At 72.6% G+C, this 25,745-nt stretch carries 26 protein-coding genes; 14 read left to right on the top strand and 12 right to left on the bottom strand.

Translation table 11 applies throughout. The annotated features are described in order from the left end of the window. Positions 1 to 20: 20 nt before the first annotated feature. Positions 21 to 587 (bottom strand): hypothetical protein, encoded by a 567-nt coding sequence (locus AC1UE4_RS20615; RefSeq protein WP_482919211.1) that lies wholly within the window; start codon positions 585 to 587, stop codon positions 21 to 23. Between the two features lie 135 nt (positions 588 to 722). Here AC1UE4_RS20615 and AC1UE4_RS20610 point away from each other — a divergent pair, with 135 nt between their 5' ends. From AC1UE4_RS20610 to AC1UE4_RS20595, 4 genes are read left to right on the top strand one after another with little or no spacing between them, the layout of a single operon-like run. Beyond that, a complete protein-coding gene (locus AC1UE4_RS20610; protein ID WP_482919210.1) occupies positions 723 to 2,042 on the top strand; it encodes an ABC1 kinase family protein in 1,320 nt (439 codons plus the stop codon). A 47-nt stretch (positions 2,043 to 2,089) separates the two neighbouring features. Continuing rightward, positions 2,090 to 3,115, top strand: a complete 1,026-nt coding sequence (locus AC1UE4_RS20605) for a GGDEF domain-containing protein (protein ID WP_482919209.1) — start codon at positions 2,090 to 2,092, stop codon at positions 3,113 to 3,115. Positions 3,116 to 3,147: 32 nt separating this feature from the next. Beyond that, positions 3,148 to 3,612 carry a MaoC family dehydratase gene (locus tag AC1UE4_RS20600; protein WP_482919208.1) on the top strand — a complete coding sequence of 155 codons (465 nt, stop codon included), beginning with the start codon at positions 3,148 to 3,150 and terminating at the stop codon, positions 3,610 to 3,612. 4 nt (positions 3,613 to 3,616) lie between these two features. Continuing rightward, positions 3,617 to 4,798, top strand: a complete 1,182-nt coding sequence (locus tag AC1UE4_RS20595) for an acyl-CoA dehydrogenase family protein (RefSeq protein ID WP_482919207.1) — start codon at positions 3,617 to 3,619, stop codon at positions 4,796 to 4,798. On the opposite strand, the gene AC1UE4_RS20590 is transcribed toward AC1UE4_RS20595, so the two are convergent. From AC1UE4_RS20590 to AC1UE4_RS20580, 3 genes are read right to left on the bottom strand one after another with little or no spacing between them, the layout of a single operon-like run. After that, positions 4,795 to 5,661: an alpha/beta fold hydrolase gene (locus tag AC1UE4_RS20590; RefSeq protein ID WP_482919206.1), complete on the bottom strand. Its 867-nt coding sequence runs from the start codon at positions 5,659 to 5,661 to the stop codon at positions 4,795 to 4,797. The genes AC1UE4_RS20595 and AC1UE4_RS20590 overlap by 4 nt on opposite strands. After that, positions 5,658 to 7,295: an AMP-dependent synthetase/ligase gene (locus AC1UE4_RS20585; RefSeq protein ID WP_482919205.1), complete on the bottom strand. Its 1,638-nt coding sequence runs from the start codon at positions 7,293 to 7,295 to the stop codon at positions 5,658 to 5,660. Before AC1UE4_RS20585 ends, AC1UE4_RS20590 begins: the two co-directional genes overlap by 4 nt. A 42-nt stretch (positions 7,296 to 7,337) precedes the next feature. Next, positions 7,338 to 8,741, bottom strand: coding sequence for a SpoIID/LytB domain-containing protein (locus AC1UE4_RS20580; protein WP_482919204.1), 1,404 nt, complete (start codon positions 8,739 to 8,741; stop codon positions 7,338 to 7,340). A gap of 103 nt (positions 8,742 to 8,844) precedes the next feature. Here AC1UE4_RS20580 and AC1UE4_RS20575 point away from each other — a divergent pair, with 103 nt between their 5' ends. From AC1UE4_RS20575 to AC1UE4_RS20565, 3 genes are all read left to right on the top strand, one after another. Further along, entirely contained in the window at positions 8,845 to 10,488 is a 1,644-nt protein-coding gene (locus AC1UE4_RS20575) for an acetolactate synthase large subunit (protein ID WP_482919203.1), read from the top strand. A gap of 10 nt (positions 10,489 to 10,498) precedes the next feature. Next, a complete protein-coding gene (locus AC1UE4_RS20570; RefSeq protein ID WP_482919202.1) occupies positions 10,499 to 11,965 on the top strand; it encodes an NAD-dependent succinate-semialdehyde dehydrogenase in 1,467 nt (488 codons plus the stop codon). Between the two features lie 62 nt (positions 11,966 to 12,027). Continuing rightward, the gene (locus AC1UE4_RS20565; RefSeq protein ID WP_482919201.1) at positions 12,028 to 12,582 is read left to right on the top strand and encodes a hypothetical protein; all 555 of its coding nucleotides are present in this window, start codon (positions 12,028 to 12,030) and stop codon (positions 12,580 to 12,582) included. 41 nt (positions 12,583 to 12,623) lie between these two features. Here the strand turns inward: AC1UE4_RS20565 and AC1UE4_RS20560 are convergent, their stop codons facing one another. Then, the gene (locus AC1UE4_RS20560) at positions 12,624 to 12,881 is read right to left on the bottom strand and encodes an FmdB family zinc ribbon protein (protein ID WP_482919200.1); all 258 of its coding nucleotides are present in this window, start codon (positions 12,879 to 12,881) and stop codon (positions 12,624 to 12,626) included. A 4-nt stretch (positions 12,882 to 12,885) separates the two neighbouring features. Then, entirely contained in the window at positions 12,886 to 13,239 is a 354-nt protein-coding gene (locus AC1UE4_RS20555) for a hypothetical protein (protein ID WP_482919199.1), read from the bottom strand. Between the two features lie 23 nt (positions 13,240 to 13,262). Between AC1UE4_RS20555 and AC1UE4_RS20550 the strand changes: the two genes are divergently transcribed. Both AC1UE4_RS20550 and AC1UE4_RS20545 read left to right on the top strand, forming a co-directional pair. Then, on the top strand, positions 13,263 to 14,024 hold the full coding sequence (locus tag AC1UE4_RS20550; RefSeq protein ID WP_482919198.1) for a cyclase family protein: 762 nt from the start codon (positions 13,263 to 13,265) through the stop codon (positions 14,022 to 14,024). A gap of 33 nt (positions 14,025 to 14,057) precedes the next feature. Beyond that, entirely contained in the window at positions 14,058 to 15,947 is a 1,890-nt protein-coding gene (locus tag AC1UE4_RS20545; RefSeq protein WP_482919197.1) for a glycoside hydrolase family 2 protein, read from the top strand. Between the two features lie 13 nt (positions 15,948 to 15,960). Here the strand turns inward: AC1UE4_RS20545 and AC1UE4_RS20540 are convergent, their stop codons facing one another. After that, complete coding sequence (locus tag AC1UE4_RS20540; protein WP_482919196.1) at positions 15,961 to 17,286, bottom strand: class II fumarate hydratase; 1,326 nt, start codon at positions 17,284 to 17,286, stop codon at positions 15,961 to 15,963. A 57-nt stretch (positions 17,287 to 17,343) separates the two neighbouring features. Between AC1UE4_RS20540 and AC1UE4_RS20535 the strand changes: the two genes are divergently transcribed. Then, complete coding sequence (locus tag AC1UE4_RS20535) at positions 17,344 to 19,068, top strand: alkaline phosphatase PhoX (RefSeq protein ID WP_482919195.1); 1,725 nt, start codon at positions 17,344 to 17,346, stop codon at positions 19,066 to 19,068. Here AC1UE4_RS20535 and AC1UE4_RS20530 read toward each other — a convergent pair. Both AC1UE4_RS20530 and AC1UE4_RS20525 read right to left on the bottom strand, forming a co-directional pair. Then, positions 19,065 to 19,904 (bottom strand): alpha/beta fold hydrolase, encoded by an 840-nt coding sequence (locus tag AC1UE4_RS20530; protein ID WP_482919194.1) that lies wholly within the window; start codon positions 19,902 to 19,904, stop codon positions 19,065 to 19,067. The genes AC1UE4_RS20535 and AC1UE4_RS20530 overlap by 4 nt on opposite strands. 85 nt (positions 19,905 to 19,989) lie before the next feature. Beyond that, positions 19,990 to 20,442 carry a hypothetical protein gene (locus AC1UE4_RS20525; protein ID WP_482919193.1) on the bottom strand — a complete coding sequence of 151 codons (453 nt, stop codon included), beginning with the start codon at positions 20,440 to 20,442 and terminating at the stop codon, positions 19,990 to 19,992. Positions 20,443 to 20,465: 23 nt separating this feature from the next. Between AC1UE4_RS20525 and AC1UE4_RS20520 the strand changes: the two genes are divergently transcribed. After that, complete coding sequence (locus tag AC1UE4_RS20520; RefSeq protein ID WP_482919192.1) at positions 20,466 to 21,764, top strand: MATE family efflux transporter; 1,299 nt, start codon at positions 20,466 to 20,468, stop codon at positions 21,762 to 21,764. A 24-nt stretch (positions 21,765 to 21,788) separates the two neighbouring features. Here the strand turns inward: AC1UE4_RS20520 and AC1UE4_RS20515 are convergent, their stop codons facing one another. Continuing rightward, positions 21,789 to 22,550 (bottom strand): polyphosphate kinase 2 family protein, encoded by a 762-nt coding sequence (locus tag AC1UE4_RS20515; RefSeq protein WP_482919191.1) that lies wholly within the window; start codon positions 22,548 to 22,550, stop codon positions 21,789 to 21,791. Between the two features lie 69 nt (positions 22,551 to 22,619). Between AC1UE4_RS20515 and AC1UE4_RS20510 the strand changes: the two genes are divergently transcribed. The 3 genes from AC1UE4_RS20510 to AC1UE4_RS20500 all read left to right on the top strand — a co-directional run bounded on the left by AC1UE4_RS20510 (position 22,620) and on the right by AC1UE4_RS20500 (position 24,492). After that, positions 22,620 to 22,844 (top strand): helix-turn-helix domain-containing protein, encoded by a 225-nt coding sequence (locus AC1UE4_RS20510; protein WP_482919190.1) that lies wholly within the window; start codon positions 22,620 to 22,622, stop codon positions 22,842 to 22,844. Positions 22,845 to 22,928: 84 nt separating this feature from the next. Beyond that, positions 22,929 to 23,786: a MerR family transcriptional regulator gene (locus AC1UE4_RS20505; protein WP_482919189.1), complete on the top strand. Its 858-nt coding sequence runs from the start codon at positions 22,929 to 22,931 to the stop codon at positions 23,784 to 23,786. Positions 23,787 to 23,817: 31 nt separating this feature from the next. Further along, entirely contained in the window at positions 23,818 to 24,492 is a 675-nt protein-coding gene (locus AC1UE4_RS20500) for a GntR family transcriptional regulator (RefSeq protein ID WP_482919188.1), read from the top strand. Between the two features lie 10 nt (positions 24,493 to 24,502). Here the strand turns inward: AC1UE4_RS20500 and AC1UE4_RS20495 are convergent, their stop codons facing one another. Further along, positions 24,503 to 25,333 carry a fumarylacetoacetate hydrolase family protein gene (locus AC1UE4_RS20495; RefSeq protein WP_482919187.1) on the bottom strand — a complete coding sequence of 277 codons (831 nt, stop codon included), beginning with the start codon at positions 25,331 to 25,333 and terminating at the stop codon, positions 24,503 to 24,505. Beyond that, the gene (locus tag AC1UE4_RS20490; RefSeq protein ID WP_482919186.1) at positions 25,330 to 25,704 is read right to left on the bottom strand and encodes a carboxymuconolactone decarboxylase family protein; all 375 of its coding nucleotides are present in this window, start codon (positions 25,702 to 25,704) and stop codon (positions 25,330 to 25,332) included. The genes AC1UE4_RS20495 and AC1UE4_RS20490 overlap by 4 nt, the downstream gene beginning before the upstream one ends. Between the last annotated feature and the right edge of the window lie 41 nt (positions 25,705 to 25,745).

The following is a 25,745-nucleotide window of genomic DNA, read 5'->3' as shown; positions in this document are numbered from 1 at the left end:
CCTGCGAACGGGCATCGCGATCAGCCGACGATGACCTTCGCCTGCATCTGGCTGTGAAGCAGGCACATGAAGTACAGGGTCGTGCCCTTCTTGGCGGTGACCTTGAGGTCGACGGACTCGCCCTTCTCGCCGGGCCCGACGAGCGCCGAGTCGCCCGCCCTGTCGATCTCCGGCGCGGTGTTCTGGCCGGTCCCGTTCTCGAGGAACTGGAACTTCGGCGGCGCGTCGCTCTCCGGCTCGGCACCGTGAGCCGCGCCGAGCGTCTCGCAGATCTTGCAGTTCAGGAACTCGGAGACGGTGTTGGGGAGGTCCTTCTTCGCCACGACGGAGAGCGTGTGCGGGCCCTCGGTGACGACGTTGTCGACGACGTGCAGCGTGCCGCCGGACTTGACGCGGTACACGTCGCGGTCCCACCGCAGGGTGTCCTTGAAGAAGCGGTTCGCCTTGATCTGGAAGCTCTGCTTCTGCTTGATCGTGACCTTGGAGGGGACGGCGGCGGAGTGCGCGCCGCCGGCGAGCGCGACGCTCGACCCGGCCACGGCGACGACAGCGCCCGTGGCGAGGGCGATGAGCTTGGGGTGCTTCATGAAGATCCTTCCGGCCGGGAGGGTGGAGAGGGTGGGGGGAGACCCCGGCAAGCCGACCCTAACCAGGCACCGGAAGCCGGTGCAAGACCCCAGTTGCCGTGATACCGCGCCTTGGCGCGGCCGTACTCTCGAACGGTGCCCAAGCTCCCCACAGGCAGGATCGCCAGGACCGCCCGCTTCGGGTCGATGGTCGCCGGCGCCGCCCTCAAGCGCGACGACCCGGTCGCCGTGGCCGACCAGATCGTCCGCCAGCTGGGGCAGATGAAGGGCGCGGCGATGAAGATCGGCCAGGTCCTCTCGACGATCGACTTCGACATGGTCCCCGAGGACCGCCGGGAGGAGTTCAAGGAGCGGCTGGCATCCCTCCGCGACCAGGCGCCCGTCGTCCCGTTCGGGCAGATGGAGAAGCTGCTCAAGCGCGAGCTCGGCGGCCCGCTGAGCGCGACGTTCGCGGAGTTCGACGAGACGCCGGTCGCGGCCGCCTCGATCGGCCAGGTCTACCGCGCCCGCACGCGCGACGGCGACGACGTCGCGGTGAAGGTCCAGTACCCCGGCGTCGCCGAGGCGGTCGACACAGACCTGCGCAACATGAACCTGCTCTTCCCGCTCGTGAAGCGGCTCGCGCCCGGCCTCGACGTCAAGGCGCTGGGCGCCGAGCTGCGCGAGCGGATCGGCGAGGAGCTCGACTACGAGATCGAGGCGCAGAACCAGCGGCGGGTCGCCCGCGTCTTCCGCGGCCATCCGCACGTCTTCGTTCCCGCCGTCGACACGGCGCTGAGCACCCGCCGCGTGCTCGTGACCGAGTTCGTCGAGGGCGAGGGGTTCGCGGTCGTCAAGCGCGCCGACGAGGCCGAGCGCGACCGCTTCGCGGAGATCGTGTACCGCTTCTTCTGGGGCCTGCTCACGCAGGAGCGCCTCGTCGCCGGCGACCCGCACCCCGGCAACTACCTCCTGTGCCCCGACGGACGCGTGTGCTTCCTCGACTTCGGCCTGATGCGGCAGATCGCGCCCGAGTACCTCGAGGAGGAGCGACGCCTGGCGCGCGCGGTGGTGGCGGGCGATGCCGCGACCGTGCACGCGGTCATGGGCGACCTCGGCTACCTGCCCGACCCCGCCAGCTTCGACCCCGAGTCGGTCATGGACCAGATCGCGGCCGCCGGAGCCTGGTTCTTCGTGCCCGGCTTCCGACGCCTCGACCCCGAGTTCGTGCGCCACACGATGGAGGTCTCCGGATCGCCGCGCTCGCCGTGGTTCGAGCAGATGCGCCGCCAGAGCGTCCCTCCGCAGGCGCTGCTGCTGCGCCGCGGGGAGGGCCTGCTGTTCAGCGTCCTCGGCGAGCTGCGGGCGGGCGCCGACTGGGGCGCGATGGCGCGCGAGTACTTCGACGACGACGAGCCCTCCACCCCGATAGGTGCGCAAGATGCGGGCTTCTGGGGTGAACGGGTGCTCAGTTAGCGCGCATCCGCTCAAGGAACCGTGCGTGGCAGCCGAAGGGCGTGGCCATGGGACCCGATCCGGCCAGCCGCGCCGCGCACCGCCTGCTCTGCGGGCGGCTCGCCGGCCTGCTCTTCCTCGTCGGGTCCCTCGCGACGATCCCGGTCCACCAGATGTGGCAGCCGTCGGTCGGCGCGCACGTCTACGCCATCACGGCCCTCGGCGTGCTGTCGGGCCTCCTGTCGCTGCTCATGCCGTGGGACGCGATCAACGAGCGCTGGCTGCGGCTCGTGCCGCCGATCGCGTCGCTCGAGGTGGGCATCACGATGTGGGGCGTCGGCCGCCACGCCCAGGCCTTCATGTGGTTCCTCGTCTTCGTCGCCGTCTGGTCGGCGTACGCGTTCGACGACCGCCGCTCGATCATGTTGCACCTCGCCGGCGTGCTGGCGGTCGGGTGGTACCCAACGCTGCTGGCCGCCCCCGACGCGCGCGCGAACGTCGTCGCCGAGACGCTCATCGCCGTGCCGATCATCGCGGTGGCCGCCGGCGTGGTCGCGTACCTGCGCGAGCGGCTGACCGCCGCCATCGGCGCGCTCGGCCACGAGGCCCGCAGCGACGCGCTCACCGGCGTGGGCAACTACCGCCTGCTCGAGGAGCTGCTCGGCTACGAGCTGACGCGCCACCGGCGCAACGGCAAGCCGCTGTCGCTGCTCGTCTTCGACCTCGACGGCTTCAAGCAGGTCAACGACACGCTCGGCCATCCGGTCGGCGACCAGCTGCTGCGCGAGGTCGCGGCGGTCCTCGCCGACACGGTCCGCGACCAGGACACGGTCGTCCGTCAGGGCGGCGACGAGTTCTGCGTGCTCGCGCCGGAGACGGACGCCGAGGAGGCCGCCGCGCTCATCCAGCGCTGCAAGCACGGGCTGCGAGGCATCGTCGCGCAGGGCGTCCCGGTGTCGGCGAGCGCGGGCTCGGCCACGTTCCCGGCCGACGCGACGACGCCGGACGTGCTGCTCGCACAGGCGGATCTCGAGCAGCGCCGCGACAAGGCGATCGCTCGCGCGCGGCGCGGCGGGCTGCAGGCCGTCAGCTAGCTCGGCGGCGGGCGCGCGGTAGCGTGCGCGCCATGACGACACAGGTGGTGGTCAACGGCCTCGACGAGCTCAAGCAGCGCGTCGGCGAGGAGCTCGGCGTCAGCGACTGGCACGAGGTCACGCAGGAGGACATCGACACGTTCGCCGAGGTCACCGGCGACGATCAGTGGATCCACGTCGACGTCGAGCGGGCGAAGGACACGCCCTTCGGCGGGACGATCGCCCACGGCTTCTACACGCTCTCGCTCGCGCCGAAGTTCTCGTACTCGCTGTTCAAGCTCGAGGGCGTCGCGTTCGGCCTCAACTACGGGCTGAACAAGGTGCGCTTCCCCGCGCCGCTGCCGGTCGGCAAGCGCGTCCGCATGCGGATGGCGCTGCAGAACGTGGAGGACATCCCGGGCGGCGCGCAGATGACGATGCTCTACACGTTCGAGGTCGACGGCGGAGACAAGCCGTGCTGCGTCGCCGAGCACCTCACGCGCATCTACACCGGCTGACTCGATGACGACCGCCGCGACGCCGCCCGTCCTCGACCTCGTCCAGAGCGACGAGGAGATCCGCATCCGCGAGACCGTCCACGCGATCACGAGCGACTTCGGCCCCGCGTACATGCGCAGGTGCAACGAGGAGGGCGAGCCGCCGTCCGAGCTGTGGGAGGCGCTCGCCTCGCGCGGGTTCCTCGGCATCAACCTGCCGGAGCAGTTCGGCGGGGGCGGGCTCGGCATGAGCGCGCTGGCGGCGGTCGCGGAGGAGATCGGCGCGGCGGGCTGCTCCCTGCTGCTGATCGTCGTCTCGCCGGCGATCGTCGGCAGCATCCTCGTCAAGCACGGGACGCTCGAGCAGCAGGAGACCTGGCTGCCGGGCATCGCCGCGGGGACGACGCGCGTCGCGTTCGCGATCACCGAGCCGGATGCCGGGTCGAACTCGCACGAGATCTCGACGACGGCGCGGCGCAGCGACGGCGGCTACGTCATCAACGGGCAGAAGACGTACATCTCGGGCGTCGAGGACGCGCAGGCGATCCTCGTCGTCGCGCGGCAGAAGCTCGACGACGGGACGCTCGGGCTGCCGATGCTCTTCCTCGTCGACAGCGACGCGAAGGGGCTCGAACGCCAGCACATCCCGACGGCGCTGCGCAACGCCGACCGGCAGTGGCAGCTGTTCTTCGAGGACGTCGAGGTGCCGGCCGAGCGGCTCGTCGGGTCGGAGACCGCAGGCCTCAAGGCGGCGTTCGACGGCCTGAACCCCGAGCGCATCATGGGCGCCGCGGTGGCCCTCGGCGCGGGGCGGCGCGCGCTGAAGATCGGCGCGGACTACGCGCGGGAGCGCAGCGTCTGGCGCGGCAAGCCGATCGGCACGCACCAGGGCCTCTCGCACCCGCTCGCGCAGGCGAAGATCGAGCTCGAGCTGGCGAAGCTCATGACCCAGAAGGCGGCCGCGCTCTACGACGCCGGGGCGCCGTCGGGCGAGGTCTCGAACATGGCGAAGTACTCGGCCGCCGAGGCGGCCATCAAGTGCGTCGACCAGGCGATCCAGGTCCACGGCGGCAACGGCTTCGCGCTCGAGTACGGCCTGACCGACCTGTGGTGGGGCGTCCGCCTCGCCCGGACCGCGCCGGTGTCGCGCGAGATGATCCTCAACTACGTGGCCGAGCACTCCCTGGGGCTGCCCCGCTCCTACTAGACCGAGCGCCAGCGAGGGCTGGCGCGGCGGCCGTCATCCGCACTGACCTGCTCGCGCAGGAACGGGACCACGAGCGCGGCGACGCGCTCGGGGTCCTCGAAGAAGACCCAGTGGCCGTGCCCGGGCAGCCGCTCGATGCGCGCCGACGGGAACGCGCGCCGCTGGTGCTCGGCCTGCTCCGCCGGCAGGTAGGGGTCGCGGTCGGCCCAGAGGACCAGCGCCGGGCGGTCGAGCGCGCGCAGCGCCTCGACGGGCTCCTCCCACACCGGCTCCGGCGTCGCGCGGTACAGCGCGAGGATCGCCCGCTTCGTCTCCTTCGACCGCGCCTGCTCGGCGATGCGGCGGACGTGCTCGGCCGGCAGCTTCGGGTTCTCGCGGGCGATGAGGAACCGCACGGTCGGCGGGAGCGCGCCGGCCTGGAACAGCTCGCCGAGCACCGGCGTGCGCCAGATGCGGGCGAACCGGTGCCAGCGGTAGCCGATCAGCACGCCCGTGTTGAGCAGCGTCACGCTCGCGAGGCGATCCGGGTGGTCGGCCGCCCAGCGCAGGCCCCACCCGCCGCCGAAGTCGTGCAGCACGAGGTGCGCCCGCTCGATCCCGAGCCGCTCGACCATGCCGTGCAGGTGCCGCGCGTAGCCGGCCACGGTGTACGGGAAGTGGCGCGGCTTGTCCGCCTTCCAGTAGCCGGGCATGTCGGGCGCGACGGCGCGGGCGAACGCGCCGACGCGCTCCAGGAGGTCCACCCAGTCGCGGCCGGCGCCCGGGTTGCCGTGCACGAAGACGACCGCCTCCGTCGCGCCTTCCGGGCCCGTCTCGAGGACCGGCGACGTGACGCCGGCGACCGTGACGCTCGACGACCTCACGCGTAGAGCGCCTCGATCGCCTCGGCGTGCTTGGCGGCGATCGGCTTGCGCTTGAGCTTCATCGTCGGCGTCAGCTCGTCGCCGCCCGGCAGCCACTCGTCGTCGAGCACCTTGTAGCGCTTGACCTGCTCGACGCGCGACAGCTGGGCGTTCGCCGTCTCGACCGCCTTGGCGATCGCGTCCGCGATCTCGGGGTCGGCGGCGGAGCGGCCGGCGCGGACGTCGGGGTCGAGCACGATGAGCGCGACGTTGTACGGGCGGGCGTCGCCGATGACGACCGCCTGGCCGATGAGCGGGTGGGCGGACTTCAGGCGGCTCTCGATGTTCGCCGGCGACATGTTCTTGCCGGCCGCGTTGATGATGATCTCCTTCTTGCGGTCGACGATCTTCACGTAGCCGTCGTCGTCGATCTCCGCGATGTCGCCGGTGCGCAGCCAGCCGTCCTCGCCGATCGTCTCGGCCGTCTTCTCCGGGTCGTTGCGGTAGCCGGCCATGATGTGGTCGCCGCGGACGAGCAGCTCCCCGTCGTCGGCCAGCATCAGCTCGACGCCGGGGAGCGGCTTGCCGCACGTGCCGAAGCGCGGGGCGTCCGGCGGGTTCAGCGTCGAGATCGCGGACGTCTCGCTCATGCCCCAGACCTCGAGGATGCGCAGGCCGAGGGCGTCGAAGTACTCGAGCACCTCGACGGGCGTCGGCGCCGCTCCCACTACCGACTGCTCCACCTGGTCGAGCCCCAGGTTCGTGAGGATCTGCTTCTTCGTCGCGTCGTCGAGCTTCGACGCGTCGCCGAAGCCGCCGGCCTCGAGCGCGGCCTTCAGCTTCTCCCAGATGCGCGGCACCGCGCCCCACACCGTCGGGCGCACCTCGGGCAGCACGCCGATGATCGCGCGCGGGTCCGGCGCGCAGGTGACGGTGAAGCCGCCCACGCAGAGCGCCTGGTAGTGGCTGCCCCAGCGGTCGGCCACGTGCGCGCTGGGCAGGAACGAGACGATCCGGCCGCCCTGCGTCTGCGGCGCGACCTCCAGGCAGCCGCGGACGACCGTCATGAGGTTGCGGTGCGTCAGCTGCACGCCCTTGGGCGGACCGGTCGTGCCCGACGTGTAGATGAGCGTCAGCAGATCGTCGGGCTGCACGGCCCGCCACGACGTCTCGACGTCGAACGACGGGTCGCCGTCGGCCTCGAACGCCTCGAGCTCCTCGACCATGACGATCTCGCCGTCGAACCCGGCGGCCTCGACGACCGGACGGAACTGCTCCTCGGTGACCACGATCCGGTTGCCGGCGTTGCCGAACAAGTAGGCGACCTGCTCCGGCGCCGACGTGTTGTAGATCGAGAACGGCGTCGCGCCGGCGTGCAGCACGCCGAGGTCGACCGCGTGGAACTCCGGACGGTTTACGAGCATCAACCCGACCGTGTCGCCGCGCCCGACGCCATGCGCGGCGAACGCCGCGGCGAGGCGGTGCACGCGGTCGCGAAGCTGCCCGAACGTCAGCTCCCGCTCGCCACCCGGCGCCCGCACCGCGGGTTGGCCGGACCGCTCGGCGGCGGTGAGCTCGAAGGCCTCGCAGATCGTGGTCGCCCGGGCCGCGCGCGGCATGCCGGCCGCGGTCGAAGGCGTCGTTGTGCTCGCCATGGCGCGACCATACGCCTCACGGCGCGGCGCGAGAACCCCGCGCTAGCGGAGCCGGACGGACGGCCCGGTGAAGCGCTTCGTGAAGACCCGGTACACGCCGCCGCGGGCGACGTGCGCGCGGTACCGGCCGCGCTTGCCCGTCTTGACGCGCGTCTCGGTGACCCACGTGCCCGCCTTCGTGCGGCGCTGGACCTGCAGCTCGGTGCCGCGCTTGACGGGGCTGACGGTGCCGCTGATCGTGCCGTGGCCGCCGAGCTCGAGGGACGCCGCCCACGCCGAGCCGGGGCGCAGCTGGCTGTACGCGGCGCGCTTCGACGCCTGCGCCTTCGCGGTGACGTACGTGAAGTACGCCCAGGTGTCGTAGAGGCCGAAGCGCGAGCGCAGCGTCGCGCCGTCGACCGTGCTGCGGCCGCGGCTGCCGACGACCTCGGCGCGCACGACGCGGGGCGACACGCCGCGCTGGACGACCCGGATGCCCTTGAACGAGCCCTGGACCAGGCCGCCGAGCTTGCTCTTGGCCTGCTTGGTCGTGAAGTTGAACGGACCCCAGCGGTGGCGCGGGGAGACCCGGTCCCACGGGTCGCTGACCGACTTCAGCCACGGCTGCGCGATCGCGCCGGTGAAGCCGTACTCGGCGTTCTCGGTGCGCCCGCCGGAGGTGGAGAAGAAGTAGGTCGTGACCGGCCGGCCGCGGTAGGTGACGACCTCGAGCCGGGTGCCCGCGACTGCGGCGTCCGTCGTCGCGGTCTCCGACCCGACGCCGCCGTAGACCTGCGAGCGCGTGTCCGGGTACTGGTCCCAGCCGTCGCCGCCCTTGCTCGTCGTGATCGCGTACGTCCGCGCCGCGACCGCCTGCGCCTTGAGCGCCTCGGCCGGCCACGACGACGGGCTCTCGGCGGCGACGACGCCGCGCACGTAGTCCTCGAGCAGCACCGCGTTGACGACGTTCAGCCCGCCGAGCGGGGCGCCGCGCAGCTCGAGGGCGCCGCGGTAGGCGCCGGCGTGGTCGCCGGAGGTGATCGTCACGGGCGCGCCGCCCGGGCCGATGATCCGCAGCGGCGCCTCCTGGCTGCCGAGCTTGCGGCCCGTGGGCGAGCGCAGGACGACGCCCTTGCCGCCGACCTCCGCGCTGTAGGTCGTGCCCGGCGTCATGCGCCGCGTGCCGGCCTGCGCGGCGCCGGTGAAGGTGACCTTGCCGCGGCCGGACTGCAGCAGGACGCGGACGGTCGGGTTGGCGTCCAGGCGCCCGAGGGCGGTGTCCGAGTAGTAGTGGCCGAGGATCTGCCGGTACGTGCGGCCGAGCTCCGCCTGGCCCATCGCGCCGTACTGGCTCATGCCCACGCCGTGGCCGAAGCCGCCGCCCTTGATCGTCAGGCGCGATGCGGCATCCGCGGCCGCGGGAACGGCCAGGACGGCGATGAGCGGGATGGGGAGCAGGCGGCGCATCAAGGAACGAAGACCCGGGTGAGTGGCGGGAGTTCCGGTGGTACTAGGGTCCACCGTAGGGAACTCGGAACACCTTCTTCATCGGAACTTGGGGGTCGGTCACTTGAGCGCACGCCGCGCGTCGGACGTGTTCGTCGAATGCCTGGAGGCGGAAGGCGTGCGCTACGTCTTCGGGATCCCGGGCGAGGAGACCCTCGACCTCAACGAGTCGCTCGCCAACTCGTCGGTGTCGTTCCTGCCGGTCCGCCACGAGCAGGGCGGCGCCTTCATGGCCGACATGTACGGCCGCCTCACGGGCCAGGCGGGCGTCTGCCTCGGCACGCTCGGACCGGGCGCGCTCAACCTCGTCCACCCGGTCGCGGACGCGTTCCTCGACCGGGCGCCGCTCGTCGCTCTGACCGGCCAGTCCGACCTCGAGCGGATGCACAAGGAGTCGCACCAGTACATCGACCTCGTCGACGTCATGCGGCCGATCACGAAGTGGAACGCCCGCGTGACCTCGCCGGAGATCATCCCCGAGGTGGTCCGCAAGGCGTTCAAGGTCGCCGAGTCCGAGAAGCCCGGCGCCACGCACCTCGAGCTGCCCGAGGACGTCATGGGCATGGAGGTCGACGCCCAGCCGTTGCAGCGCCGGCGCAACGTCAAGCCCGAGCCGGGCGCGCGCGAGCTGCTGAAGGCCGCCGACCTCATCCGCAACGCGATCAACCCGGTCGTCCTCGCGGGCAACGGGGTCGTCCGCGCCAACGCCGCTCCGGCGATGCGCGAGTTCAGCCGCGCGACCGGCATCGCGGTCGCCGAGACGTTCATGGGCAAGGGCGTCATGGACTACGAGGACCGCCGCGCGCTCGGCACGGTCGGGCTGCAGTCGCGCGACTACGCGATGGCGGGCTTCGAGGACGCCGACGTCGTGATCGCCGTCGGCTACGACCTCGTCGAGCACGCGCCGAAGCACTGGAACCCGCGCAAGGACAAGAAGATCGTCGTCATCGACTCCGAGCCCGCGGAGATCGACGAGTGGTTCCAGCCCGAGGTGGAGCTCGTGGGCGACATCTACCACGTGCTCACGCGGCTGGCGGAGGAGTGCCGCGACGTGCCGCACTCCGGCGGGTCGCAGCGGCTGCGCGAGGTGGTGCTCGGCCGCTTCGAGGCGGCGAAGACCGACGATCACTTCCCGATGCAGCCGCCGCGCGCGCTGTGGGAGATCCGCCAGGCGCTCGGGCGGCACGACGTCCTCATCTCCGACGTCGGCCTGCACAAGCTGTGGATCGGGCGGATGTTCCCCGCGCACGAGCCGAACACGGTCCTCATCGCGAACGGCCTGGCGGGCATGGGCTTCGCGGTGCCGTGCGGGATCGCGGCGAAGCTCGTGCACCCGAACCGCAAGGTCGTCACGGTCAACGGCGACGGCGGGTTCCTCATGAACTTCCAGGAGCTCGAGGTCGCGATGCGGCTCGGCACCCCCACGGTCAACGTCGTGTGGGAGAACCGCCAGTTCGGGTCGATCGTCTGGAAGCAGGACAAGAAGTTCGGCCGCCACTTCGGGGTCGACTTCACGAACCCGGACTTCGTCAAGCTCGCCGAGGCGTTCGGCCTGCCAGCGAAGCGCTGCGAGGCCGTCGGCGACTTCGGCGAGCACCTCAAGTGGGCCCTCGCGCTCGACGTCCCCTCGGTGATCGTGCTGCCGATCGACTACTCGATCGACGTCGCGATCTCCGAGGAGCTCGGGACCGAGACCGTGGTTGCGTAGGCTGGCGGACATGGCCGTGGCAACGAACGAACAGGCGGTCGTGGACCGCGTCCCGAAGGGGCTCTACATCGGCGGCGAGTGGCGTGACGCCTCGGAGGGCGGGACGCTGACCGTCGAGGACCCGTCGACCGGCGAGGGGCTCGCCGAGGTCGCCGACGCCACCGTCGACGACGCGCTCGCGGCGCTGACCGCCGCGCACGAGACGCAGGCCGAGTGGGCGGGCACGCCGACGCGCGAGCGCGGCGAGGTGCTGCGCAAGGCGTACGAGCTGATCATCGAGCGCGCGGACGACCTCGCGCTGCTCATGACGCTCGAGATGGGCAAGCCGATCGCCGAGTCGAAGGCGGAGGTGCTCTACGCCGCCGACTTCTTTCACTGGTTCGCCGGCGAGGCGACGCGCATCGAGGGCTACTACAAGCCCGCCGAGAAGGGCGGCTTCCGCGTCCTGACGATGAAGCAGCCGGTCGGGCCGTGCGTCTTCATCACGCCGTGGAACTTCCCGCTCGCGATGGGCACGCGGAAGATCGGCCCGCAGATCGCCGCGGGCTGCACCGCCGTCATCAAGCCGGCGAAGCAGACGCCGCTGTCGATGCTGGCGCTCGCGCAGATCCTCGAGGAGGCCGGCCTGCCCGGCGGCGTGCTGAACGTCATCACGGCGAAGTCGTCCGGGAAGACGATGGAGCCGCTCATCAAGGACCCCCGCACCAGGAAGCTGTCCTTCACCGGCTCGACCGAGGTGGGCAAGACGCTCATCGAGCAGTCGGCCGAGCAGGTGCTGCGCGTGTCGATGGAGCTCGGCGGCAACGCGCCGTTCCTCATCTTCGACGACGCCGACCTCGACGACGCGGTCGAGGGCGCGATGATCGCCAAGATGCGCAACATCGGCGAGGCGTGCACGAGCGCGAACCGCTTCCACGTCGCCGAGGGCGTCGCCGACGAGTTCGCCGAGAAGCTCGCCAAGCGGATGGGCGACCTGACGATCGGCCGCGGCACCGACCCCGACGTGAAGGTCGGGCCGCTCATCGACGACGACCAGCGCGGCAAGGTCGCCGAGCTCGTCGAGGACGCGGCGGGCAAGGGCGCGAAGGTGCTCGTCGGCGGCGAGCGCGTCGACGGCGCGGGCTACTTCTACAAGCCGACCGTCCTCACCGACATCAGCGACGACGCGCGGGTGCTCGAGGAGGAGATCTTCGGGCCGGTCGCGCCGGTCAAGGGCTTCGGGTCCGAGGAGGAGGCCGTCGCGGCGGCCAACGCCACCGAGTACGGGCTCGTGGCCTACGTCTACACGTCGAACCTCAAGCGCGCGTTCCGCGTCTGCGAGGCGCTCGAGACCGGCATGATCGGGCTCAACCAGGGGCTCGTCTCGAACGCCGGCGCGCCGTTCGGCGGCGTGAAGCAGTCGGGCTTCGGGCGCGAGGGCGGCCACGAGGGCATCAACGAGTACCTCGAGACGAAGTACATCGCGATGAAGCTGTAGGACCGGGGCCCCTCGGCGGATGTCGCGCGTCCGGGGGGAGCGGTTCAAGATCCGGCTCGAGGGTGCCGACCGAGGAGGGTGTGCATGCCGCGCACCCCGAGACCGATCCGACCGCTGCCGGCTTCGACCTGCGCGCCGTGCTGACGGCCGTGGTGGAGGCTGCGCGCAGCGACGTCACGGGCAGCGATCGCGAGCTCCTCGACGGCGTCGCCGCGCTGCTCGCCGGCGGGCCGGTGGGCGACGTGCTCGTCGACCAGGTCACGAAGCTCGGTTCGGCGACCGCCTGGGATCGCGCGCTGCAGGCCGAGTCGGGCCGCGCGCGCCGTCACGGCCGGCCGCTCGCGCTGGCGCTCTTCACCGTTGCGCCCGGCGACGACGACGCGGTGCGCCGGGTCGCCGCCGCGCTCGCCGACCTCCGCGCCGGCGACGCCGCCTTCCGGACCGGCCCCACCACGTTCGCGCTGCTGCTGCCGGAGACCGACCAGGAGGGCGCGCAGGTCGCCGCCTCGCGCGTCACGGCCGACGCGGGCGTCGACGTCGCGTCCGGCGTCGCCGCCTTCTGGGGCTCGGCGCCCGCGATGGTCGAAGAGGCGCAGGCGCGCCTCGCGCGCAGCTGACCGCCGATTCGCCGGAGCCTCCGCGGAGAGGCGGAGGCTCCTCAGAGCTCGCCGGCGGCGCGCTTCTTCTTGATGTCCGCGAGGCGGTCCTGCCGCGCGGCCTCGCGCTCGCCGCGCCTCGCGTTGCTCTCCCGCGCCGCGCTTCCCCTGAGGCCGAACTTCAGCGGCGGCGCGATCGGGCGCCAGAGGCGGCGGACCTCGGCGGAGTCGCAGGCCGGGCACGGCGCGGTGCCGCCCGCGGGCGCGGTGGCCTCGAACTCCTCCCCGCAGGCGTCGCACGCGAAGTCGTAGAGCGGCACGCCCTCATCGTGTCACCTCCGCCGCCCAGCGCGCCTCGATCTCGTGCTCGTTCGTCGCGTAGCCCTGCGTCACGTAGCTGAGCCACAGCCGCAGCAGCCGGTGCTGCACCTGCCAGCAGTGCGTCAGCTCGTGCACCACGAGGTCCTCGGGGCACTCCTCCAGCGGCATCCGCACGAGGATGAGCGGCCCGAGGTCGTAGCCGCGGAAGCGGCGGAAGCCGGGGATCCGGAAGAACCACGGCGCGCTGATGACGCGAACGTGCCGGATGTCGACGGGCCGCGGGTACAGCGACAGCCGGTCCAGACGGGCCTTCGCGTTCAGGATCAACGTCCGTTCCGGCTCCGACCGTCGGGGCATCCGCGTAGCCTCCCGGGTCGCCGATGCCGCTCGTCGACCTGTCCGCGCCGATCGTCGCCAGCCCACCGGAGACGCCGGAGGCCCTGCGGACGGAGATCGTGTTCGAGGACCACGAGGCCGGCGCGGCCGCGATCCAGGGGATGCTCGGCGTCCCGAAGGAGCTGCTGCGAGACGGCGAGGGCTGGGCGGTCGAGACCTTCACCCGCTTCGGCACGCACAACAGCACCCACGTCGACGCGCCGTGGCACTACAACTCGCGCATCCGCGGCGAGCGCGCGCAGACGATCGACGAGCTGCCGCTGGAGCTCTTCTTCGCGCCCGCGATCAAGGTCGACTTCAGCCACAAGGCCGACGGCGAGGCGGTCAGCGAGGCCGAGATGGCCGCCGCGGTGGAGGGAACGGGCCACGCGCTGAAGCCCGGCGACATCGTGCTCGTCCAGACGGGCCGCGACGCGTTCCTGCAGGCGCCCGACTACATGATCCGCGGGCCGGGCGTGACCGCCGAGGCGACGCGCTGGCTGTTCGACCACGGCGTGCGCGTCATGGGGATCGACGCCTGGGGCTGGGACCGGCCGCTGCACCTCCAGGCCGCCGAGGCGAACGAGCGCGGCGAGCCGGGGATCTTCTGGGCCGCCCATCAGGCGGACCTGCCGTACTGCCAGATCGAGCGGCTCGCGAACCTGGCCGCACTACCCTCCTCCGGGTTCGAGGTCGCGTGCTTCCCGCTGCGGATCGTCGGCGCCAGCGGCGCGCCGGCGCGGGTCGTGGCCATCGTCCCCGATTGACGCATGCCCCCGTCCACTCGCGCACGTCCGGCCTTGCGCCGGCCGCAGATCGTCGCCGCGGCCGCGCTGCTGCTCGCGATCGTCATCGCGATCGCCTTCGCGCTGCGCGGCGGCGGCGACGAGCCCTCGCTGCGCGAGCAGTACGGCGGCCACGGCGGCGCGCCGGTCAACGCGACGGGCGCCGAGGGGCGCGTCGCGCTCGACGGCCGCTGGCGCATGGCGAACGACCCGAACGCGACGGGCGCCGACCGCGGCTGGTCGCGCGGGCGCTTCGGCGGCCGGACGGTGACGCTGCCGTTCGTCCCGAACGCGGGCCGCATCACCGGCGCGGCGGGAGAGCGCTCGCACGAGGGCTCGGTCGCCTGGTACCGCACGACGCTGCGGGTGCCGCGCGACGGCACGTACGCGGTGCGGTTCGAGTCGGTCAACCACCAGGCGATCGTGTGGCTCGACGGCAAGCGCGTCGCCGAGCACACCGGCGAGTACCTGCCGTTCGAGGCGCGGGTGCCGTTGGCGGCCGGCCGGACGCACCAGCTGGTCGTCCGTGCGGACTGGCGCGATCCCGACGCGATGAAGGCCGCCGGCTGGCACCGCACGTGGTTCAACTACGGCGGGATCAACCGCGAGGTGACGATCCGGCCGCTCGGCGACGCGGAGGTCGTCACGCCCACGGTCCGCACGACGCTGCGCGGCAAGAGCGCGCGGGTGGAGATCACCGCGCGCGCCCGCAACCTCACCGGCGAGGCGCGCACGATCGCGATCACCGGCAAGCTCGGCGAGCAGGAGGTGACGCTGCCCGCGGTCCGCGTGCCCGGCCGCGCCAGCCGAGAGGTCCGGGCGGTCGTGGACGTCGAGAAGCCGAGGCTGTGGTCCCAGCGCGACCCGCAGCTCTACGACCTGACGCTCGAAGCGGGCGATGGCGAGACGGGTGGCTGGCGCGGGCGGATCGGCCTGCGGGAGCTGCGGCGCGACGGCTCGACGCTGCTGCTGAACGGCGAGCCGGTCAAGCTCATCGGCGCGTCGCTGCACGAGGACGCGATGGGCCGCGGCGACGGCCTGCGGGCGACGGACATGGACGAGCTCGTCAGCGAGCTCAAGGACCTCCACGCGAACGCCACCCGCGCGCAGCATCCGCTGAGCCCGGCGCTGCTCGAGCGCCTCGACGCCGCCGGGATCCTCATCTGGCAGGGCATCGGCCCGGTCGACGCGCCCGGCGCGTGGACGTCGAAGACGCCGGCGCAGCAGCAGCAGGCGCGCGACCGCGTCCGCGCGTCCGTCGCCCAGCTGCAGACGCACCCCTCGATCGTCGCCTGGAACCTCGCCAACGAGGTGGCCGGCCAGGGCCACCCGGACGGCCAGCCGGAGTTCATCCGGGCGTCGGCGCGCGAGCTGCACCGGCGCGACCCCGGCCGCCTCGTCGCGCTCGACGTGTGGGGCGCGCACCCGCCGAAGGAGCCGGGGCCGATGTACGAGGACATCGACGCGATCGGCTGGACGAACTACCTCGGCTGGTACGAGGCGACGTACGCGACGTCCAGCGAGCTGGCGACGCTCATCGAGACGCAGCTCGCCGACTTCCAGCGGATCTTCCCCGACAAGGTCCTCGCGGTGACCGAGTTCGGGGCCGAGGGCTCGTCGCGCAACGCGACGGACGAGCCCGGCGGCTTCGCGTTCCAGGCGCGCGTGCTGCGGACCCACCTCGAGACGTACGGCCGCATGCAGGGCCTCTCGGGGATGCTCGTGTGGAACCTGCGCGACTTCGGCGTGGCCCCGAGCTTCGGCGGCGGCTCGATCGTCGAGGTCGTCCCCGGCATCAAGGTCGTGCCGGGGCTCAACGAGAAGGGGCTGCACCGGTACGACGGCCGCCCGAAGCCGGCGGCCGCCGTGGTGCGCAGCGAGTTCTCGAAGCTGACGGGCCGCTAGGCCCGCCGGCCGGTCAGCTCGTCGAGGAGCCGGCGGCGATCTTCCGCAGATCCAGCGCCTTGTCGAGCGTCTCCTCGTCGACGCCCTTCTCCCGCGCCACCTCGCGCAGCGTGCGACCGGAGGCCGACGCCTCCTTGACGATCTCCGACGCGCGGTCGTAGCCGATGAACGGGTTCAGCGCGGTCGCGACGGCGAGCGTGCCCTCCGCCGAGCGCTCGCAGCCCTCGAGGTTCGGCTCGATCCCGTCGACGCACTTCTCCTTCAGCGCGGTCGCGCTCGTCGAGAGCAGGTGGATGGACTGGAGCAGGTTGCGGGCGATGAGCGGGATGCGGACGTTCAGCTCGAACTGGCCCTGCGAGCCGCCCATCGTGATCGCCGCGTCGTTGCCGACGACCTGGCACGAGACCTGGAGGACGACCTCCGGGATCACCGGGTTCACCTTGCCCGGCATGATCGACGAGCCCTTCTGCAGCTCGGGCAGGTACAGCTCGCCGATGCCGGACCGCGGTCCCGAGCCCATGAGCGCGAGGTCGTTCGCGATCTTGGTGAACGAGACGGCGGCGACCTTCAGCGCGCCCGACAGCTCGACGAGCGCGTCGCGGTTGGCCTGCGCCTCGAACGGGTCCTCCGGCGCCGAGATCTCCAGGCCGGTCGCCTCGGAGAGCTTCGCCCGGACGCGCTCGGCGAACTCCGGGTGGGTGTTCAGGCCCGTGCCCGTCGCGGTGCCGCCGAGCGGGATCTGCGCGACCTGCGGCAGCGCGTTCTTGACGCGGCGCTGCGCGAGGCGGACCTGCGCCGCGTACCCGGCGAACTCCTGGCCGAGCGTCACCGGCACGGCGTCCATGAGGTGCGTGCGGCCGGACTTGACGATGTCCTTGAACGCCTCGGCCTTCGCGGTCAGCGACTGCTCGAGCGCGGCGAGCGCGGGCAGCAGCGTGTTCGTCGCCTCGTCCAGCGCGGCGAGGTGGACGGCGCTCGGGAAGACGTCGTTCGACGACTGCCCCATGTTCACGTGGTCGTTCGGGTGGGCGCCCTCGCCGGCGAGGTTGGCGATGACCTCGTTGGCGTTCATGTTCGACGACGTGCCCGACCCGGTCTGGAAGACGTCGATCGGGAACTGGTCGTCGTGCTCGCCCTCGGCGACCTGGTCGGCCGCGCTCGCGATGCGCTCGGCGAGCTGCGTGTCGAGCAGCTCGAGATCGCCGTTGACGCGGGCCGCCGCGCCCTTGATGCGGCCGAGCCAGCGGACGACCGCGACCGGGACGCGCTCGCCCGAGATCGGGAAGTTGTCGACCGCCTTGGTGGTCTCGCCACCCCAGAGCTGCTGTGCTGTCGCCACTCAGGTCACCGCCTCTTCACAAGGATCCAAGTTCTCGCTTCGTTGAAGCCTCACGATATGACTCCGGAGACACCGCTGCTCACCCGCCGCACCCTGTTGCGCACGACCGCGCTGGCGACCGGCGCGCTCGCGCTGGGCCCCTCGTTCTGGAAGCGCGCGGTCTCGGCCGCCGCGACGGTCGGGGACGGCCCGTACGGCCCGCTCGCCGCGACGCCCGACGCCAACGGGTTCCGCCTGCCGGCGGGTTTCACCTCGCGCGTCATCGCGCGGGGCGGGCAGCTCGTGCCGGGGACGAGCTACGTGCTGCCGATCTTCCCCGACGGCCAGGCGACGTTCGCGCTGCCGGACGGCGGCTGGATCCTCGTCACGAACTCCGAGACGCCGAACGGGCAGGGCGGCGTGTCGGCGATCCGCTTCGCGAAGGACGCGTCGATCACCGGCGCGTACCGGATCCTCGGGCAGACGTCGACGAACTGCTCGGGCGGCCCCACGCCGTGGGGCACATGGCTGTCGTGCGAGGAGACCGACCTCGGCGCCGTGTGGGAGTGCGACCCGACGCAGCCGTCGCAGGGACAGCGCCGCCCGGCGCTCGGGCTGTTCAAGCACGAGGCGGCGTGCGTCGACTCCGTCGGCCAGCGGCTCTACCTGACCGAGGACAACGGGGACGGCGGCTTCTACCGCTTCACGCCCGACCTGTACCCGCTGCTGACGTCGGGCCCGCTGGAGGTCGCCTCGGTGGCCGCCGACGGCGACGTCACGTGGCTGCCGGTGCCCAACCCGCAGCCGGGCGACGGCGACGCCTTCACGAAGGACCAGGTCGCCGGCATGACCGAGTTCAAGCGCGGCGAAGGCATCTGGTTCGACTCCGGCGTCGTCTACGTCGCGACGACGAGCGACGGCAAGATCCACGCGTACGACACGGCCGCGGAGCACATCGAGGTCATCTACGACCGCTCCGCGCTGCCGGATCCGCCGCTGACCGGTGTCGACAACGTCACCGTCTCGCCGTCGGGCGACCTCTTCGTCTGCGAGGACAACGGCGCGGAGGGCGGGACGCTCGACGTCGGGCTGCTGACGCCGGACCTCGTCGTCTCGCGGTTCCTGTCGGCGGTCGGCGAGGAGCACATCTTCACCGCGCCGAACCCGAGCCAGGGCGGCATCCCGAGCACGAGCGAGCTGACCGGCCCGATCTTCAACCCGGCGGGCACGCGGTTCTACGTGTGCTCGCAGCGGGCGCGGCAGCTGGGGGTCGGCGCACCGGCGGGCGCGATCTACGAGATCAGCGGGCCGTTCCGCGTCCAGCGCCCGGCGCGCGGGCCGGCGTCGCCCGGCAACGAGCGCACGTCCGTCGAGGCGGCGCGGGAGGCGCGCGAGGCGGGGCAGGCGGCGGGATCCGGCCAGGCCGGCTCGCTGGCGGCGGCGCCGCTGGCCGGCACCGCGCTCGGCGTCGAGGTGCCGCGGCGGCTGAAGCTCGCGACGGCGCGCAAGCAGGGCATCCCGGTGCTGCTGACGCTGTCGCGAGCGGAGACGGTGACCGCGTCCGCGCGGGCACGGTTGACGCTGCCGCGCAAGCGCGGGCAGAAGAAGCGACGCCGCCGCGCCGTCTCGCTCGGCTCGCGGCGCCAGCGGTTCCCCGGGTCGGGTCCGCGGGAGCTGCGCATCCGCCTCGCGCCCGGTGGCGTCCGCGCGCTGCGCGGGCGCCGGACGCCGGTGCGCGCGGTCATCGCGGTGAAGGTCGGGTCGGCCCGCGCGGTCGAGCGGACCGTCCTGCTGGTCCCCTAGCCGCAGAACGCCGACAGCTCGCGTGCGACGCCGATCGGGTCGTCGTACGCGAGCAGGAACCCCGTGTCCGACAGGACGCGCAGCTGGGCGTTCGGGAAGAGGTCGAGCGCCTCCTCCGCCGCGCGCAGCGGGTGGAGCCGGTCGCGGTCGGCCCACAGCAGGCAGACGCGCGTGTCGATGCGCGGGTAGGCGTCGAGCAGGTCGCGCGGCACGTCGCCGGGCCAGTGGCGCGCGAGCTTCGCCCACGAGCGGACGAGGTTCGGGTTGCCCGGCACGTCGGCGAACGCGTGGCGCAGCAGGTCGCGCGCCGGCGTGCCGTCGAGCGTCGAGAGCTTCGGGCCGACCGACGGGCTCATCACCCGCGGCGCCGCGCGGGCGGCGAGGCGGTGGGCGCCCGGCATCCGGCCCGCTCGGGCGAGCAGCCGCCAGCGCCGGACGAGCGGCCCCGCCTCGCGCGCGGCGTGCATCCGGTTCGGCATGACCACGAGGCGGCTCGGATGCAGCCGATCCGTCGCCACCGCGCGCAGCAGGATCTCCGCGCCGAGGTCGTGCCCGCCGACCATCGGCCGCGGCCCGCACGTCTCCCGGCAGAACGCCGCCATCACATCCACGAACCAGTCGAGCGTGTACGGATGCCGAGGCCGGTCCTCCGAGTCCCCGTGCAGCGGGAGGTCCGGGAGGATCAACCGGAACCGGTGCGAGAGGTCGTCGACGATCGGCGCGAACTCCCGGTGCGACAGCAGCCCCGAGTGCAGCAGCGCCAACGGCGGCCCCGTCCCCGCCTCGCGATAGGCGACCCGAGCCCCGTCCGGCGCGTGGAAAAGACGCAGTCTCACCGGACCGACCTCTCGCCGGCGAAGAGGCCGGCGGACGGGCCACGGCCCCTCGCCCCGTCTCCGGCCGCGGAGGAGGCCATGACCCTCACCCCGTCTTCTCCCCCGCGGCGAGCCCCCTCTCGAGCGCGGTCTTCGCCGCCGCCGTCGGCCGGTCGAGGGCGGCCGAGCGTTCGAGTCTCCGGACCAGCTCGGCCTGGATGCCGTTCTCGCGCGACGCCCCTCTGCGCGCGGCGCCGACGAGGTAGCCGAGCTGCAGCGCGGCGGTCGCGTCGGACGGCGCGCGCTCCTCGAGGTGCTCGGCCGCGCCGGTGAGCACCGACCCGACGTTCTGGAGGTCACCGTCGGAGCGCGCGTTGGCGATGCACTTGCTGAGCGGCACGCCGCCCTGCAGGGTCACCGTCTCGGGAGCCTTCGCGAGCGCCTTCTCGACGGCGTCGGACCCGGACGTGCAGGCGAACGAGAGCGGCTCGGGGTCGTCGCCGCACCCCGCGGCGAGCGCCGCGATCGCGAGGAGCTTCGCTGCGCGCCGGGCCGCCACGCCGCTCATCCTAGATTCGACCGGTGCTCCGCTCGCCCCATGACCGCGAGATCGTGCGGCTGGCGGTGCCGGCGCTGGGCGCGCTCGCGGCCGAGCCGCTGTACCTCCTGGTCGACACGGCGATCGTCGGGCACCTCGGCACGCCGCAGCTCGCGGCGCTCGCGCTGGCCGCGACGCTGCTGACGACGCTCACCTCGCTGTGCATCTTCCTCACGTACGCGACGACCGCCGCCGTGGCGCGACTCGAGGGCGCCGGCGAGCACGCCCGGGCGGGCGCGCTGGCCGCCCAGTCGCTGTGGCTCGCGCTCGCGATCGGGATCTCGATGACGGCGCTGCTCGTCGCCTTCGCGGACCCGCTCGTGACGCTCATCGGCGGCGAGGGCCACGTCGCCGACCTCGCCGCGCGCTACGTCCGCATCAGCTCGCTCGGCGTCACGTTCGCGCTCATCGCGCTCGCCGGCCAGGGCTACCTGCGCGGCGTCGCCGACCTCAAGACGCCGCTGCTCATCGTCGGCGCCGGCAACGCGCTGAACGTGGTGCTCGAGCTGCTCTTCGTCTACGGCTTCGACTGGGGCCTCGACGGCTCCGCGGCCGGCACCGTCGTGGCCCAGTCGGTCATGGGCGGCGCCTTCGTCGTCCTGCTCCTGCGCCCGAAGGCCGAGACGCGCCGGCCGCGCCGCGCGCTCATCGCGCCGCTCCTGCGCACCGGCGGGCACCTCGTGATCCGCACGGGCGCGCTGCTCGGCTCGTTCCTCGTCGCGAGCGCCGTGCTCGCCCGCATCGGCGCCGCCTCGCTCGGCGCCCACCAGATCGCGTTCCAGCTCTTCGTCTTCCTCGCGCTCGTCCTCGACGCGATCGCGATCGCGGGGCAGGTCATCGTCGCGCGCGAGCTCGGCTCCGGCGATGCGCCCGAGGCGTTCGCCGCTGCGCGCCGCATGATCGAGCTGGCGATCGGCGCCGGCGCCGTCATGGCGGTCGGGCTGCTCGCGACGAGGACCGTCGTCCCAGGCCTCTTCACCGACGACCAGGCGGTCGTCGACCAGGCGGAGGTCGTCTGGCCGCTCTTCGCCGCGATGCAGCCCGCGGCCGCCGCGGTCTTCGCCCTCGACGGCATCCTCATCGGCGCCGGCGACACGCGGTACCTCGCCTGGTCGATGGTGCTCGCCGGCTTCGGCGCGTACGTCCCGATCGCGCTCGCGGCGCTGCACTTCGACTGGGGCATCACCGGCGTCTGGTGCGGCCTGCTCGCGCTCATGGCCGTCCGCCTGCTCACCCTCGGCACCCGCTTCCGCGGGCGCCGCTGGGCCGTCACCGGCGCATGAACGGGGTCAGACCCCATGCATGCGTCAGTGCGGCTCGGGCACCTCGAGCCCGTTCTCGCGCATCCCGCGCTCGTACTCGGCGATGACCGTCTCGATGACGGCGACGCGCGCGTGCTTCTTGCTCTCGCCCGGGATGACGAACCAGCGCCCGCCGGAGTGGTCGGTGCGCTCGAGCATCTCGTTCACCGCCTCCTCGTAGGCCGGCCGCTTCTCGCGGTTGCGCCAGTCCTCGTCGGTGAGCTTCCACGACTTCAACGGATCGTGCTCGCGCGCCTCGAAGCGCTCCTTCTGCTCCTTGTCCGAGATGTGGAGCCACAGCTTCACCATGACCATCCCCTCGGCGGCGAGCATCCGCTCGAACGCGAGGATCTCGTCGTAGCCGCGCTGCCACTCCTCCTCGGAGGCGAAGCCCTCGACGCGCTCGACGAGCACGCGGCCGTACCAGCTGCGGTCGAGCACGGCCATGCCGCCCCAGCCGGGCAGCGCGGGCCAGAAGCGGTGCAGGAAGTGGTGGCGCTTCTCGTCGGGGGTCGGCGCGGCGAACGTCTTGACGCGCACGTGGCGGACGTCGAGCTCGGCGAGCAGGCGCTTGATCGCGCCGCCCTTGCCGGAGGCGTCCCAGCCCTCGAAGACCACGCAGAGCGGCGGTCCGAGCTTCTTCTGGCCGGTCAACCCGGCGTTCTCGAGGCGCAGCTGCAGGAGCCGCTGCTGCGCCGTGGCGAGCCGCTCCTCGTACTCCTCGGTCTTCAGCTTGAGCGTGAGATCCGCGTCGTCCAGGCGTGCCATGGGCCGTGAAAGCTATGCAAAGCGCGCAATGCGGTGGTCAACTCACCGATCTTGGCGAACCCTTCGCACATGAGCCCGAACCGAACCTCGTCCCGCCTGGGCCTCTCGACGTCGGAGGCCGCCCGCCATCTCGGCGTCTCGCTGTCGACCGTCCGCCGCTGGTCGGACGCCGGCCATCTCGTCGGCTACCGCACCCCGGGCGGCCAGCGCCGCTTCACGGTCGAGCAGCTCGACGCGTTCCTCGCGTCGCTCTCGTCCACCGATCGCGACCGGACGTCGAGCCACGCCGCCTAGCTCCTGCGCGTGCAAGGGCACGCCCGGGATGCAACAACCCTCTCGGAAGTTGCGCATCGCTTGCCGAACCTCGATACATCGGGCATGAGCGCGATCCGGACGAACGCCGCTGCGGCCATGCTCGGGGTGAGCCCGAACACGCTGCGCAGCTGGGAGCGTCGCTTCGGCTTCCCGTCCCCGCGCCGCAGCGCCGGAGGCCACCGGCAGTTCGAGCTCACCGAGATCGAGGCCCTGCGCCAGGCGCTCGAGGAGACGCACAACGTCTCGTCCGCCATCTCCGTCGCCCGCGAGCGCGGGTCCGGCCCCTCGTCGCCCGTCAAGCTCCGCTCGCTGCTCGGCCGCTTCGACGAGCCGGCCGCCGACCGGCTGCTCGAGGAGTCGCTCGCCGTCCGCTCCGTCGAGCGCACGGTCGAGGAGATCCTGCTGCCCGCGATCGGCGCGCTCGGCGAGAACGGCGAGCGCACGTCCCCCGAGTACGGCTTCGGCTGGCGCTGGGCGTCGGGGTGGCTCGCCGCCCAGAACCGCACTGCGCCGCCCGCGCACCGCAACGACGCCGCGCTCATCATCGACGCGACCCGCCCGCTCGACCTCGACGCGCTGAACGCGCAGGCGCTCGAGCTGGTCCTGCGCCGCGCGGGCCTGCGCACGCTCGCGCTGCCCGTCGACCTCGACCCGCTGCGCATCGGCCGCGCGCTCGCCGCGCTGACGCCGAGCGCGGTGGTCCTCGTCGGCCGCCACTGCTCGCTGGACACGTTCGGCCGGCTCGTCTACGCGGCACGCCGGACCGGCGACGGCGTGCAGGTCTACGACTTCAGGGGTGCGTTGCCCGAGACGGGCGCAAGCACCGTTCCGCGACTCGGGGAGCGGCCGCTCGCGGCGCGTGAGCGGCTGCTCGCCGACCTCGACGGCCGCGGTCGCGACCGCATCGCCGCCACCGGCTGAGAGGCCTCTTCGCCGTCGGTACGATCGGGTCGTGACCCGCGCGGACGGCACGAAGCCCCTGCTCATCGCCAGCGTCGTGGACCAGGTCTACGCCGCGCTGCGCGAGCGCATCGTCTCGGGCGCCCTGCCCCGTGGGAGCCGGCTGCACCAGGAGGATCTGGCCGCGGAGCTGGGCGTCTCCCGCACTCCGATCCGCGAGGCGCTGCGCCGGCTGAGCGCCGAGGGCCTCGTCGAGATGCAGACCAATCGCGGCGCGCGCGTCGCGGACATCGACGTTGGCGACATGGTCTCGCCGACGCGCGCCCGCATGGTCATCGAGCCCGGGGCGGCCCGGATGGCGGCGGAGATCGGCGCCTCGGTCGAGCGCATGCGCGCCGCGATCCAGACTCAGCGCGACGTCATCCCGGACGTCGAGCGCAGCTTCGAGGCCAACCGCGAGTTCCACCTCGCGCTCGTCGCCGCGGCGGACAACCCGTTCCTGATGCAGTTCTCCGAGCTGCTGTGGGTCGCCCGCATCGGCGCGCCCATCTACGCGCGGCAGGCCGACACCGAGGCGCAGATGGCGCTCGACGCCGACGAGCACGAGGCGATCACGGATGCGATCGAGGCGGGCGACGGGAGGCGCGCCGAGACGCTCACCCGCCGCCACCTGCAGGACGCGCTCAAGCGCCTGCTCGTCGCGGTCCGCGACCGCCACGCCGCCTGACGACCGGCGGCTACGCCTCCTTGCGCACGCGGTTGCGCAGTGTGCCGACGCCGCCGACGGAGATCTCGACCACGTCGCCCTCGACGAGGTAGCGCCGGGGGTCGCGCGAGTCGCCCACGCCGCCCGGCGTGCCCGTCGCGATGACGTCGCCCGGCAGCAGCGTGATGCCGCGCGAGAGGTACTCGATGAGGTCGACGACCGGGAAGATCAGGTCGCGCGTGTTCGCGTCCTGCATCACCTCGCCCGAGACGACCGTCTTGACGTCGACGTCGGCCAGGTCGACCCCGTCGAGCGAGCTGATGACCGGCCCGATCGGCGTGAACGTGTCGAAGCTCTTGCCGAGCGTGAACTGCCGCAGCGGCGTCTCGAGCTGCGCGCGGCGCCCCGAGACGTCGTGCACGGCGGTGATGCCGCCGATCGCCGAGAGCGCGTCGTCGCGCGTAGCGCGGTACGTCTTGCGGCCGATCACGATCGCCAGCTCGCCCTCGAAGTCCGGGCGCGTCTCCTCGTGCGGGATGACGATGTCGTCGCCGTGACCGACCACCGATGACGGCAGCTTCGCGAACACGACGGGGACGGGCGGGACGTCGAGCTCGGATTCCTCGGCGTGCGACCGGTAGTTCAGGCCGATGGCGAGGATCTTCGACGGGAGCACGGGCGGCAGGACGCGTACGCCGGCCAGCGTGTGCTCGGCGCCGCCGGCGCCCTCGAGCGCCTGCCACGCCTCCGCGGTGGGGACGAAACCTCCGGCGCCCGCCGGACCCGCGTCGCGGATGGTGTCGCCCTCGAGCACGCCGATGCGCGCTTCGCCGCCGTCGACGGCGTAGTGGATCGCCTTCACTTCGCTTCTTCCTCCTGGAGCTCGCGCAGGACCTTCATCGCGTTGACCGCGCGCGGGACGCCCGCGTACGGGGTGATCTGGAGGATGCACTCCTCGATCTCGTTCCACGGCACGTCGATCGCCCGCAGCGCGCGGACGTGCGCACGCACCTGGGGATCGCTCGAGCCGAGCGTCGACAGGACGGCGACGATGATCAGCTCTCGCTCGCGCGCGTCCAGGCCCGGGCGGGTGTGCACGTCGCCGAAGGCGAAGTCGACGATCCAGTCGCCCAGCACGCCCATCCGCTTGAGGAACTCCTCGCCGGTGGGCTCGTCCCCGAGCTCCTTCAGGCGCGCGAGCGCGCGGGCTCGGCGATCGTCGTCGTCCGCCATCTTGCCTCCTTGACCGCTTCCCGACTGCCTGGATAACGTAT

The organism is Parviterribacter kavangonensis (assembly GCF_056863335.1).
Note: the sequence above shows the minus strand (reverse complement) of the source record. Positions and strands in the feature narration are given on the sequence as shown.